Here is a 13,154-nt window from a genome sequence, read left to right on the forward strand (position 1 = left end):
GTGCATAACAAACTAACTTTGATTGCTGAAGAAACCTTAGTAAAAGAACTAAAGCAAAAGGATACCCAGGCAAAAGCTTTTGAGGTGCTTATCAACACCTATAAAGAGCGGTTGTACTGGCATATCAGGAGGATTGTGTTAGATCATGATGATGCAGATGATGTCTTGCAGAATACCTTTATTAAGGTTTTCAGGAATATTGAAAAATTCAAGGGAGACAGTAAATTGTACTCCTGGATGTACAGGATAGGTACGAATGAAGCACTTACCTTCCTGAAGACGAAGTCGAAGAAACTGGGAGTAAGCAGTGATGAATTGATTGAAAGAAAGGCCAGTACGCTTGAAGCGGATGTATATTTTGAAGGGGACGCCATTCAACTTAAATTACAACAAGCTATTGCCAGCCTTCCTGAAAAGCAGAAACTGGTCTTCAATATGAAGTACTATGAAGAAATGAAATACAGCGAGATCGCAGAAATATTAGATGTCTCGGTAGGAGGTTTAAAAGCCTCATACCATCTGGCAGTGAAAAAAATTGAAGCCTTTCTTAAACAGGAGTGAGCTGTGCAGAAAGCAAAATCATACCTAAACCATGAAAAATATATCAAAAAAGAACAGTTTTAAAACGCCACCTGGCTATTTCGAGGGGCTATCAGATCAGATCCTGAGCAAATTACAGGAAGAAGATGCTGAAGGACTACCTGAAATGGAAGGATTTGCCGTACCTGATGATTATTTTGATAAGGTTGAAAAAGACATTCTTACCAAAACAGTTCAAAAAGAAAGTCGGGTAATTAAACTCAGGCCTTACAAATCCTATTTCTATGCGGCCGCAGCTATAGCTGTACTATTCGTTCTGGTAATTGGAATAGAATGGAACAGTACTCAATCCCTTACATTCGATGACCTTGCCGCAGCTGATATTACCAGCTACATAGAATCAAAGGATATGGAACTAAGTAGTTCTGAGATCGCGGAAGTTGTTCCGCTGGCCAGCCTTGAATTAGACGATTTTATGGATAGTTCGGTAGATAATGAGCAAATCATGGACTACCTGGAAGAAACCATAGATGATTTAGATGAATTAAATATCGACTTAGATGAAGAATTTTAATAAACTCCTCGCGATTGCCCTTTTCCTGATCTGCAGCACAACCTTTGCGCAGACTGGTGCGGGTATGGACAAGATAAAATCCCTGAAGATTGCTTTTATCACGGAACGACTGAATCTCAGTAGTGAAGAAGCCGCGATATTCTGGCCTGTTTATAATGAACATGAAGCCACCCTGGAAGCCCTGCGCCTTAAGGAACGAAATGACATCAGGGGCCGACTAAGAAATTTTCAGAATATGTCCGACTCGCAGATTGAAGAATTGATGGACGAGTTTCTTGCCCTGCAGAAAGAGAGAAACGACAGAAACATAGCTTTCCTCAATCGAATGACCAATCTTATCTCGGCAAGAAAGACCTTTCTGCTGATCAAGGCTGAAGATGATTTCAAAAAAAGGTTATTACAGCAAATACAGAAAAGGCGACAATAGGGGAAATTCGATAAAACGCAATTAAAAGGGGGCTATTAGCCTCCTTTTGTTTTAAACCCTTGTCTGTTTCCACAGTCTTAGAAGTATAACCCTTAAAAAAACCGTTATGAAAAAGCTTAAAATTGTTTTGGTCATTATTGCATTTTTTGGAGCCTTAAGCGCTTCCAATGCACAGAGAGTTGTTAAAGTAAAAGTATATCCCAAACACGGGACAGTTGTAACCACTGTACACAAACCGAGGCTGGTAATCCACAAAGGGATCCGATATCATTTTGCGGCTGGTGTTTGGTACAAGACAAGAGGCAGAAAATACGTGGTAACCGCCGCTCCAAGAGGTATAGTAATTAATACCCTGCCAAGAGGTCATAAAGTGGTATTTATCAAAGGAAGGAAATATTTTGCCTATAAAGGAATACACTACAAGAGAATAGGCAGAACTTACAAAGTTGTTTATGTATAATTAGATTTGGGTTGACTTTTTAACAGGAGTCGTATGTTAGTCAGGAAAGGGTAGACATTGTCTGCCCTTTTCTCTATTTAAAGCTTAGCCTGGAAATCCTGAATTTACCAGCGGCGTAAGCAGTTGAATCATTGACAAACCGCAGGGTGTAAAAAGGTTCTTCAGAGAGTTTTGTCCATTGTTTTCCCATATTAGCGGAATAGCTAACCCCTGAGTAAGAGACCGCCATAATCCCATTACCCCCACTACCCGGAACAAACTGAACGCAACTTGTATAACCGGGAATATCTCCGTCGGCCACAAGGCTCCAGGTTTTTCCACCATCAAGAGTAAGGGCTTTATTCCCTGTCTTACCTTCTGGTTCTGTGTAATCTCCCCCCATAGCAATACCCTTGTTTTCCGATGTGAAATGCAGGCTATAAATACCCTGTGTAGGTTCCTTACTATTTATAGGTGTTTTAAAAACTTCCCAGGTACTTCCCTTATCAGGCGAATAAAAGATCCTGCCTTCGGTAGTCCCAATCCAAGCCTTATCTTCAAAAAGTGCAATATTTGTGTTACTGGCAGCAAAAGCACCCTCCCCGGGAATGGCCTTAGGTAATTCTGAACAGGGTATTTTTCTCCAGCTGGAACCCCCATCACGCGTAACAAGTAAAGACAGGCACCCGTCCATCTCATCTCCAATAGCAAGTCCTTCACTATTATTCCAGAAGGCCATTGAATCGTAAAACACCCCTTCTTTATCTTCTTTATAGACCAATTCCATCAGACCCTGATTCCCGGTTTTAAACAACAAGGCAGGCCTGCCTGCAGACAACATAAAAAAGTCGGATTGAGTATGCCCCACTGCCCTGAATTCAGGATATAAAGTATCGTACCGCTGCTGTTTTGCTCTAATTTGCTCTGTGGATAAATCAATAGCTCCGAAAACTCCCCCTGTTCCGGCAAAAGCAACACTCCCATCCATAACTTCCAATGCCCGTATGCTCACCGAATCAGTAAAAAGATCCTCGATTTCAACACTGCTGAAATGTTGTGTAGATGGGTTATCAGAACAACTTAAAAATAGAAGGAAAAAACAGAAGGAAATTAAAGATCGCATCAGATATAATTTCCTCAAAAATAAAGGGTTTCCTATCTAAAACGGTACCTTTGCAACCTAAAATTTTCCCATGCGCTTACACAGGAATCTGGTATTTGCCGTAGTAGACGGACTACAGCTGATTTTCAATGAAGGAGTTTACGCTTCCAAGGCGGTTGAACAAACCTTGAAAATAGACAAACGCTGGGGCTCCAGAGACAGGGGTTTTATCGCCGAAACCATATACGATATCGTTCGATGGAAACGATTGTATGCAGAAATAGCAGAAGTAAAAGAACCATACAGCCGGGCTAATTTTTTTAGGCTGTTTTCTGTCTGGGCAGTCCTACGCGGTATACCACTTCCCAATTGGAAGCAACTGGAAGACACCCCCACAAGGAGGATCAAAGGACGCTTTGATGAATTATCAAAATTGAGGAAATACAGAGAATCTATCCCCGACTGGATAGATGATTTGGGACTAAAAGCCTTCGGGGAAAAATTCTGGGAGAAGGAATTAAATGCACTGAATCAGCTGGCACCCGTAGTGTTAAGAACCAATACTCTTAAAACATCCGTGCCATACCTGAGACAGCGATTAGAGGAGGAAGGAATCCCTACAGATCCTATTTCGGGATACCCGCATGCCCTGGTTTTAAGAGAGAGAACAAATGTCTTTACAACGCAGGCCTTTAAGGACGGGTGGTTTGAGGTGCAGGATGCCTCTTCCCAGCTCGTTGCTCCCATGCTGGATGTTGCGGCGGGTCTGAGAGTTGTAGATGCATGTGCCGGAGCCGGAGGTAAATCACTGCATCTAGCAGCCCTGATGGAAAATAAGGGACAATTAATCGCCCTGGATATCTATCAAAAAAAACTTCATGAACTAAAGCGGCGTGCCCGAAGAAACGGAGCTCACAATCTGGAAACCAGGTTAATCGACTCCTCAAAGGTGATTAAAAAACTTCATCAGAAGGCAGATAGAGTGCTTATTGACGCTCCCTGTTCAGGCCTTGGTGTTCTCAAAAGAAACCCCGATACTAAATGGAAACTCCAACCGGAGGACCTGGAAAAGCTAACTACCACCCAGAGAGAGCTTTTAAAAGACTACAGCAAGATGGTTAAACCAAAGGGGAAATTGGTATATGCCACCTGTTCAGTACTGCCACAAGAAAATGACCAGCAAATAAAAAACTTTTTAGACTCTGAAGAGGGAAGATTGTTTTCACTCACAGAAGAGCGGCATATCTATGCTCATAAATCAGGATATGACGGCTTTTATATCGCTTTACTGCAAAGGGATTGATCATTTCTGTTATCTGAGAAGGGTAAAGTAATGAACAATGACCCTTGAAAACTGTTGATAGGTCGATGTTAAAAAGCGACAGATTTAATGTAAATTTGGGCTCTTAAAATCCTGTTTAAACCTGGTTTATGATCTATTTTTTCGGGGATCCTTCTGATAAAGTTTATGCGGTAGAATCGCAAAAAGAACTAAGCGAACCCGACATGGGGAAACTAAGCTGGCTGTTCGGCAATCAGCATCTGATAACTTCAGCGTCTGTCGACGCTTTTTTTATTGGACCAAGGGCAGCAATGGTAACTCCCTGGAGTACCAATGCCACTGAGATTACCCAAAACATGGGTGTCACCGGGATAAGCAGGATTGAAGAATTTCAGGCTGTAACTGAAGGCTACAAGGATTACGACCCTATGCTTTCCCAGAAGTATAGTTCCCTTACACAGGATATCTTCACTATAGCAGTGGAGATAGAAACTATTTTGCCTATATCAGATATTGCGGCCTATAACCAAAAGGAAGGCCTGGCCCTGAGTCCAGAAGAGGTAGCCTACCTGGAAAATCTTTCAGAAAAACTGGGAAGGCCACTGACTGATTCTGAAGTCTTCGGCTTTAGTCAGGTAAATTCAGAACACTGCCGTCATAAAATCTTCAATGGGGTTTTTGTCATCGATGGAGAAGAGAAGTCTTCCTCCCTCTTTAAACTAATCAGAAAGACCTCAGAAAAAAATCCGAATAACATAGTATCTGCTTATAAAGATAATGTGGCCTTTATCAAAGGTCCGCAAGCCGTGCAGTTTGCGCCGGCTACTCCCGATAAACCCGATTATTACAAAGAAACCAAATTCGAATCGGTTCTTTCTCTTAAGGCAGAGACACATAATTTTCCCACTACCGTAGAACCCTTCAATGGGGCTGCAACTGGCTCAGGAGGGGAAATCAGAGATCGACTAGCAGGGGGTAAAGGATCGCTTCCCCTGGCAGGGACCGCCGTCTATATGACGTCTTATTCCCGACTGGAAGAAGATCGGCCCTGGGAACAGGCAAATGCAGCCAGGCCCTGGTTATATCAAACGCCTATGGATATTCTGATCAAGGCCTCGAACGGGGCTTCTGATTTTGGAAATAAATTCGGCCAGCCACTAATCGCCGGTTCAGTACTCACTTTTGAGCACCAGGAACATCAGCGCATGCTGGGATATGATAAAGTGATCATGTTAGCCGGTGGAATCGGGTATGGCAAAGCAGATCAGGCCCTGAAAGACAAGCCCAATAAGGGAGATAAGATCGTGATTTTAGGCGGGGATAATTACCGTATCGGGATGGGTGGAGCTGCCGTATCCAGTGCTGATACCGGAGAATTCAGTTCTGCCATAGAACTCAATGCCGTACAAAGATCCAACCCGGAAATGCAGAAAAGGGCTGCCAATGCTATTCGTGGCCTGGTAGAAAATGATCACAATCCCGTAGTATCTATTCACGACCATGGGGCAGGTGGCCATCTCAATTGCTTGTCTGAACTCGTGGAGGAAACTGGTGGTAAAATAGATATGGACAAGCTGCCTATAGGAGATCCCACCCTCTCTGCAAAAGAGATTATCGGAAACGAATCTCAGGAACGTATGGGATTAGTGATTGGAGAAAAAGACTGCGCCTTTCTCGAACGTATCGCATCAAGAGAACGGGCTCCCATGTATAAGGTTGGTGTCGCAACCGGAGACAACAGGTTTACCTTTGAATCCATTAAGCGAAATGAAAAACCGATGGATCTGGACCTGGCGGACATGTTTGGAAGTTCTCCTAAAACCATTATGACCGATACATCTGTAAGCAGGACATATGAGGCTCCCGAATACGCCTTCGGGCAGTTCAAAAAATATCTTGGAGATGTTTTACAGCTCGAAGCCGTGGCGTGTAAAGACTGGCTCACCAATAAAGTCGACAGGTGTGTGGGCGGCAGAGTGGCTAAACAGCAATGTGCAGGTCCTTTACAGTTGCCTCTAAACAACGTGGGGGTGATGGCGCTCGATTTTAAAGGGAAAGAAGGGATAGCAACGAGTATTGGGCACTCCCCTGTTTCCGGCCTGATCGATCCAACAGCGGGAAGTCTCAACAGTATTGCCGAAGCACTTACCAATATAGTCTGGGCGCCCCTTGAGGACGGTCTAGCATCGGTTTCCCTATCGGCTAACTGGATGTGGCCCTGCCGTAACACTGGAGAAGATGCCCGCCTGTTCGAAGCCGTAAGCGCTGTATCTGATTTTTCCATAGCGCTGGGGATCAATGTTCCTACAGGAAAGGATTCGCTTTCCATGAAACAGAAATACAAAGACCAGGAAGTGCTCTCACCCGGAACCGTGATTATTTCTGCGGCAGCCCATTGCAGCGACGTGAAAAAAGTAGTGGAACCGGTTTTTAAGAAAAGAAACGGCAGTATCTACTACATTAATTTCTCACAGGACAGCTTTAAACTTGGCGGATCCTCCTTTGCACAGAGTTTAAACAAGGTGGGCGCTGATGCACCTACCATAAGAGATGCTGAAAATTTCAAAAAGACCTTCAATACCTTGCAGGAACTTGTAAAGGAAGAAGAAATAGTGGCTGGTCATGATGTGGCTTCAGGCGGACTTATCACCACCTTGCTTGAAATGTGCTTTGCGGACAATCAACTGGGGGCAAAGCTCGACCTTTCATCCCTCGGTGAAAAGGATACCACAAAGTTATTATTTGCTGAAAATGCAGCAGTGGTTATTCAGGCCAGAAGTTCTGCGGTTGAAAAGGCTTTTGAGAAAAACAAGATCGAGTTTTATCGTATAGGTTCAGTTGTTGAAAAACCAGAACTTGCCATTATAAACGGTGAAGACCGGGTTGTTTTGAATATATATGAACAGCGGGATCTGTGGTTTAAAACATCCTATCTGCTCGATCAGAAACAGACCTCGGGAGACCTTGCCAGGCAGCGGTATGAGAATTATAAGAATCAGCCTTTGATATACCGCTTCCCTGAACATTTTGAAGGAAAATTACCCGTTTTTCAGGGATCCAGACCCAAGGCTGCCATCTTAAGGGAAAAAGGCAGCAATTCAGAAAGGGAAATGGCCAACGCTATGTTTCTTGCCGGATTCGATGTAAAGGACGTGCATATGACCGACTTGATCAGTGGGCGGGAAACCCTTGAGGATATTCAGTTTATAGGTGCAGTAGGAGGTTTCTCCAATTCGGATGTTTTAGGCAGTGCCAAGGGCTGGGCCGGGGCTTTTAAGTACAATGAAAAGGCGCAACTTGCGCTGCAAAGGTTTTTTTCAAGACCGGACACGCTCTCTGTAGGTATTTGTAACGGCTGCCAGCTGTTTATGGAATTGGAGCTGATCAATCCGGAGCATGAGGTACATGGAAAAATGACCTACAACGATTCACATAAACACGAAAGCAATTTTACCTCCGTCTGTATTGAAAAGAACAATTCGGTAATGTTAGCTTCTCTCGAAGGGAGCACGTTGGGAGTCTGGATTTCGCATGGAGAAGGTAAATTTTCCCTGCCCTACCCTGCAAACCGATATGGCATTGTCGCGACCTACGGATATGACCAATATCCGGCCAACCCCAATGGCAGTGATTACAATGTCGCAATGCTCTGCGATCCTTCCGGAAGGCATCTGGTAACCATGCCCCACATTGAGCGGAGTATTTTTCCGTGGAACTGGGCGCATTATCCTTCAGGAAAAGACGAAGTGTCGCCCTGGCTTGAAGCTTTTGTAAACGCAAGAAAGTGGCTGGAAAATAGGTAAGCGCTTACCTACCCGGTTATTGCATAATTCAATGAAAAGGTGTCCATATCGACTGCCAAATAAGTTGGATTTTTACAATCTGGCAATTTTTGGCTTTCAATTTTAGCAATCTTGTTTTAAAATCCCACTCCCTTTTCTTACTTTGCAAAGACCATAATACCAAAGTATGCAAACAGTCACCCGTCTTTTCGACATCCCACATTACCAAAATGAGAATTTTCCTCTGGAAAAAGCCTTTGTAAGCAAGTACAAAGGGGAATGGGTGGCCACCTCTACTAAAGACTATATATCGAAAGCAAATACTGCGAGTCGGGCCCTTATAAAACTAGGGGTAAAGGCTGGAGAGAAGATCGCCGTGATCTCCATGACCAACCGAACGGAATGGAATATCATGGACATTGCCATATTGCAAATCGGGGCGCAGAATGTTCCTATTTACCCTACCATTTCAGAAGAAGATTACGCCTATATCCTGAATCATTCTGAAGCAACTTACTGCTTTGTCTCCTGTACGGAAGTACTGGAGAAAGTGAACAGTATAAAAGCCGATGTTCCGGGCCTGAAAAACGTCTATTCTTTTGATGAGATTGATAGCTGTAACCATTGGACAGAATTACTCCGCCTAGGGGAGGATGAGAGCCTGCAAGCAGAGGTTGAAGCACGGAAAGAAAAGGTTCAGCCTGAAGACCTTGCCACCCTTATCTACACTTCAGGTACTACAGGAAGGCCTAAAGGAGTGATGCTATCCCATAACAATATAGTATCAAACGTCCTTGCCAGCAAACCGAGGGTTCCCTTCAATCAGGGAAGTACCTCCCTCAGTTTTCTCCCTGTCTGTCATATCTTCGAAAGGATGATCCTGTATCTGTATCAGTACTGTGGTATCACTGTGTACTTCGCTGAGGGGCTGGATAAAATCAGTGACAATCTCAAGGAGATAAAACCCAATGTAATGACAGTTGTACCCAGATTACTGGAGAAGGTATACGATAAGATCATAGCAAAGGGTGCCGATTTATCCGGGATAAAGAAAAAGCTCTTCTTCTGGGCTGTTGAACTGGGATTGAAGTATGAACCCTATGGAGCCAACGGCTGGTGGTATGAAAAAAGACTGGGAATCGCCAGGAAACTCATTTTCAGTAAATGGAAGGAAGGACTGGGAGGGAATCTTGAAACCATGGTTTCCGGAAGTGCAGCCCTGCAAACAAGGTTAAGTCGGATATTCGGTGCAGCTGGAATCCCCGTGATGGAAGGATACGGACTCACGGAAACTTCCCCCGTCATCTCGGTAAACGATCAGCGCAACCGTGGCTGGAAAATAGGAACTGTAGGTAAGATTATTGAGGATGTGGAGATCAAAATCGCATCTGATGGGGAAATTTTGTGCAAAGGCCCTAACGTAATGATGGGGTATTACAAAGATCCAGAAAAGACAAAAGAAGTATTGCAAGATGGGTATTTTCACACGGGAGATATAGGCGAAATTGACGAAGAGGGCTTTTTAAAGATCACAGACCGTAAAAAAGAAATGTTTAAGACTTCAGGGGGGAAATACGTTGCCCCGCAGCTCCTGGAGAACCGACTTAAACAAAGCAGGTTTATAGAGCAGGTAATGGTAGTAGGTGAAGGAGAGAAAATGCCGGCTGCCCTTATACAACCTAACTTCGAATTTTTGAGTGAATGGGTTAAAAGACACCATAAAGATCTAAGCAGTCCTGAAGAGATTGTCAGGGACCAGGAAATCCAGAAAAGAATTCAGAAAGAAGTAGATGAGGCAAATGAACAATTTGCCAAGTGGGAAAAAGTGAAGTCGTTCAGATTAACTCCTGATGTCTGGACGGTTGAAGGAGGGCACCTCACCCCTACCATGAAATTAAAACGGAAGATCGTGAAAGAGAAATATCGCAATCTCTACAACGACATCTACGGCCACTCAGATTAGTATATCTTTAAAGTAATTCCCTTCTATCCGGTTTTATCCATGCGAGAACTAAAGCCATAGTATTCCTTTAAATATTAATCAGAAAGATCGTTGCTATCCATCAGGATATTTTAACTAATTTATTATGCATGCATAATAAATTTTTTATATCTTTGACTGGTTTAGATGACTTATGCAAGAGATAACGATTGATTACGCCCTGCGCGCCACATGGCAATCCGTGGTGAGAATGTACAATGAAGAGGCCAAGAAGTTTGGTTCAACCATGGCGGTTGGTTTCACGCTTTTGAGTATTGACCCGAAAAAAGGAACGCCTTCAACTTCCCTGGGGCCAAAAATGGGGATGGAAGCCACAAGTTTGTCACGAATCCTCAAGAGTATGGAGGAGAAAGGACTGATTGAACGCAGGCCAAATCCTGATGACGGAAGAGGAGTCCTTATTTATCTAACCCCTTTCGGATTAGAGAAACGAAAGGATTCTAAAGATGTGGTACTTAAGTTCAATGAAGTTGTGAAAGAACAATTATCTCAGGAACAGCTCAACAGTTTCTTTGAAGTGATGGATACAATTAATCACATCGTCGCCGAAAAGAAAATTTTCAATACGGAAACAACAACTAAATAACTCAATTCTCATCAATGAACAAGCATATTAAAAAAGTAGCAGTTATCGGATCCGGGATCATGGGAAGTGGCATTGCCTGTCATTTTGCCAATATCGGTGTCGAAGTCCTGTTACTCGATATTGTTCCGCGCGAACTGACAGACAAAGAAAAAGCCAAAGGACTCAGTCTTAAGGATGCAGCCGTAAGGAACCGTTTGGTAAATGATTCCCTGACCGCAGCTCTGAGATCCAAGCCCTCCCCCATCTATCACAAGGATTTTTCCAAAAGGATTACGACGGGAAATCTCGAGGATGATATCGCCAAAGTAGCCGGGGTCGACTGGATCATTGAAGTCGTAGTGGAACGCCTAGACATTAAAAAACAGGTCTTCGAGAGTCTGGAAAAACACAGGACTCCCGGCACTCTGATCACATCAAACACCTCCGGGATTCCAATACACTTTATGAGTGAGGGAAGATCAGAAGACTTTCAACAACATTTCTGTGGAACTCACTTTTTCAACCCGGCGAGATATCTCAAACTCTTTGAGATCATTCCCGGACCTAAAACTAAACTAGAGGTACTTGAATTCCTCAATAGTTACGGGGAGAAATTCCTGGGTAAAACTTCTGTGGTTGCCAAAGATACACCGGCCTTCATAGGAAACAGGATCGGGATCTTCAGTATTATGAGCCTTTTCCATGCCGTTAAGGAACTAGACCTAACAGTGGAGGAAGTAGACAAACTTACCGGTCCCGTAATCGGAAGGCCTAAATCGGCTACTTTCCGAACAGTGGATGTCGTAGGTCTCGATACCCTTGTACATGTGGCGAATGGAATTCACGAAAATTGCCCAAAAGACGAGCGTCATGAACTCTTTAAACTTCCCGAGTTTATTGAGACCATGGCAGAGAACAAATGGTACGGAAGTAAATCGGGCCAGGGTTTCTATAAGAAGGTAAAAAATGACAAAGGCAAGAGTGAGATCTTAACCTTAGATCTTGACTCTATGGACTACCGCTCAAAAAAGAGCGCGAAATTTGGAACTCTGGAGTTGACCAAATCCGTAGATAAGGTAATCGACCGCTTTAGTATCCTTGTCGGAGGGAAAGATAAAGCAGGTGAATTCTACCGTAAAAGTTTTGGAGTACTCTTCGCTTATGTTACCCACCGAATTCCTGAAATTTCAGACGAACTATACAAGATTGACGATGCTATGAAAGCTGGCTTTGGCTGGGAACACGGGCCATTCCAGATCTGGGATGCCATTGGATTAGACAAAGGCCTGGAACTAATAGCCGCCGAAGGTCAGAAGGCAGCAGCCTGGGTAGAGGAAATGAAATCAGCCGGTGTAAAGTCGTTCTACGAAGTAAAAGACGGAGCCACTTATTTCTATGATGTTCAGAAGAAATCCATGGTAAAAGTACCAGGGCAGGATGCTTTTATTATACTCGACAACATCCGGAAAACCAAGGAGGTATTTAAAAATAGTGGAGTAGTGATCGAAGACCTCGGAGATGGTATCCTCAATGTTGAATTTCAGTCTAAAATGAACACCATTGGGGGCGATGTCCTGGCCGGTATCAATAAAGGAATCGACCTTGCGGAAAAAGATTTTCAGGGGCTTGTTGTAGGAAATCAGGCTGCGAATTTTTCAGTAGGAGCCAACATCGGTATGATTTTTATGATGGCCGTTGAACAGGAATACGATGAGCTTAATATGGCCGTAAAAATGTTCCAGGATACCATGATGCGGATGCGCTATTCATCTATTCCTACTATTTCAGCACCCCACGGGATGTGCCTGGGAGGAGGCTGTGAACTATCTCTGCATGCAGATAAAGTAGTAGCTGCTGCCGAGACATATATCGGTCTGGTAGAATTCGGCGTTGGTGTTATCCCAGGTGGAGGCGGATCCAAGGAAATGGCTCTGAGAGCGTCAGATACTTTTAGAAAAAATGATGTGGAACTAAATGTACTTCAGGAATACTTTTTAACTATAGGAATGGCAAAAGTTTCCACCTCTGCCTACGAAGCATTTGACCTGGGGATTTTACAGAAAGGTAAAGACGTAGTTGTTGTAAATAAAGATCGTCAGATCGCCACGGCGAAAGCCTATGCCAAACTCATGGCTGAATCGGGTTATACCCAACCTATCCGAAGAAAGGATGTAAAAGTCCTCGGAAAACAAGCACTGGGAATGTTCCTTGTTGGAACAGACTCCATGGAGGCCGGACATTACATTTCTGAACACGATAAAAAGATTGCCAACAAACTCGCTTATGTGATGGCAGGGGGAGATCTTTCTGAAACAAGTTATGTGAGTGAGCAATACCTGCTCGATATTGAACGTGAAGCTTTTTTATCACTTTGTACCGAAAGAAAAACATTGGAGAGAATACAACACATGCTAAAAACTGGTAAACCCCTAAGAAACTAA

Annotated in this window: 10 protein-coding genes; 9 read left to right on the plus strand and 1 reads right to left on the minus strand. The window is 43.6% G+C overall.

What is annotated here, in order from left to right; all coding sequences use genetic code 11:
- Positions 1-18 precede the first annotated feature (18 nt).
- The 4 genes from AB8P51_RS09240 (at position 19) to AB8P51_RS09255 (ending at position 2,001) form a co-directional block, all read left to right on the plus strand.
- Positions 19-561: an RNA polymerase sigma factor gene (locus AB8P51_RS09240; RefSeq protein WP_369749147.1), complete on the plus strand. Its 543-nt coding sequence runs from the start codon at positions 19-21 to the stop codon at positions 559-561.
- 31 nt (positions 562-592) lie between these two features.
- Complete coding sequence (locus tag AB8P51_RS09245) at positions 593-1,114, plus strand: hypothetical protein (RefSeq protein ID WP_369748543.1); 522 nt, start codon at positions 593-595, stop codon at positions 1,112-1,114.
- Entirely contained in the window at positions 1,101-1,541 is a 441-nt protein-coding gene (locus AB8P51_RS09250) for a hypothetical protein (RefSeq protein ID WP_369748544.1), read from the plus strand. Before AB8P51_RS09245 ends, AB8P51_RS09250 begins: the two co-directional genes overlap by 14 nt.
- 106 nt (positions 1,542-1,647) lie before the next feature.
- Entirely contained in the window at positions 1,648-2,001 is a 354-nt protein-coding gene (locus AB8P51_RS09255; protein WP_369748545.1) for a DUF6515 family protein, read from the plus strand.
- A gap of 73 nt (positions 2,002-2,074) precedes the next feature.
- Here the strand turns inward: AB8P51_RS09255 and AB8P51_RS09260 are convergent, their stop codons facing one another.
- A complete protein-coding gene (locus AB8P51_RS09260) occupies positions 2,075-3,121 on the minus strand; it encodes a WD40/YVTN/BNR-like repeat-containing protein (RefSeq protein ID WP_369748546.1) in 1,047 nt (348 codons plus the stop codon).
- A 52-nt stretch (positions 3,122-3,173) separates the two neighbouring features.
- Here AB8P51_RS09260 and AB8P51_RS09265 point away from each other — a divergent pair, with 52 nt between their 5' ends.
- From AB8P51_RS09265 to AB8P51_RS09285, 5 genes are all read left to right on the plus strand, one after another.
- Entirely contained in the window at positions 3,174-4,385 is a 1,212-nt protein-coding gene (locus AB8P51_RS09265; RefSeq protein WP_369748547.1) for an RsmB/NOP family class I SAM-dependent RNA methyltransferase, read from the plus strand.
- Between the two features lie 128 nt (positions 4,386-4,513).
- On the plus strand, positions 4,514-8,167 hold the full coding sequence (gene purL / locus AB8P51_RS09270) for a phosphoribosylformylglycinamidine synthase (RefSeq protein WP_369748548.1): 3,654 nt from the start codon (positions 4,514-4,516) through the stop codon (positions 8,165-8,167).
- A gap of 166 nt (positions 8,168-8,333) precedes the next feature.
- Positions 8,334-10,109: a long-chain fatty acid--CoA ligase gene (locus AB8P51_RS09275; RefSeq protein WP_369748549.1), complete on the plus strand. Its 1,776-nt coding sequence runs from the start codon at positions 8,334-8,336 to the stop codon at positions 10,107-10,109.
- Between the two features lie 172 nt (positions 10,110-10,281).
- Positions 10,282-10,734, plus strand: a complete 453-nt coding sequence (locus AB8P51_RS09280; RefSeq protein WP_369748550.1) for a MarR family winged helix-turn-helix transcriptional regulator — start codon at positions 10,282-10,284, stop codon at positions 10,732-10,734.
- A gap of 14 nt (positions 10,735-10,748) precedes the next feature.
- Positions 10,749-13,154 (plus strand): 3-hydroxyacyl-CoA dehydrogenase NAD-binding domain-containing protein, encoded by a 2,406-nt coding sequence (locus tag AB8P51_RS09285; RefSeq protein ID WP_369748551.1) that lies wholly within the window; start codon positions 10,749-10,751, stop codon positions 13,152-13,154.

Source organism: Muriicola sp. SD30 (assembly GCF_041205185.1).
Lineage (GTDB): Bacteria > Bacteroidota > Bacteroidia > Flavobacteriales > Flavobacteriaceae > Muriicola.

Coding starts and splice junctions, on each gene's coding strand:
- AB8P51_RS09245 (WP_369748543.1), top strand. CDS start 593: ATGAAAAATATATCAAAAAAGAACAGTTTTAAAACGCCACCTGGCTAT.
- AB8P51_RS09250 (WP_369748544.1), top strand. CDS start 1,101: ATGAAGAATTTTAATAAACTCCTCGCGATTGCCCTTTTCCTGATCTGC.
- AB8P51_RS09255 (WP_369748545.1), top strand. CDS start 1,648: ATGAAAAAGCTTAAAATTGTTTTGGTCATTATTGCATTTTTTGGAGCC.
- AB8P51_RS09265 (WP_369748547.1), top strand. CDS start 3,174: ATGCGCTTACACAGGAATCTGGTATTTGCCGTAGTAGACGGACTACAG.
- purL (WP_369748548.1), top strand. CDS start 4,514: ATGATCTATTTTTTCGGGGATCCTTCTGATAAAGTTTATGCGGTAGAA.
- AB8P51_RS09275 (WP_369748549.1), top strand. CDS start 8,334: ATGCAAACAGTCACCCGTCTTTTCGACATCCCACATTACCAAAATGAG.
- AB8P51_RS09280 (WP_369748550.1), top strand. CDS start 10,282: ATGCAAGAGATAACGATTGATTACGCCCTGCGCGCCACATGGCAATCC.
- AB8P51_RS09285 (WP_369748551.1), top strand. CDS start 10,749: ATGAACAAGCATATTAAAAAAGTAGCAGTTATCGGATCCGGGATCATG.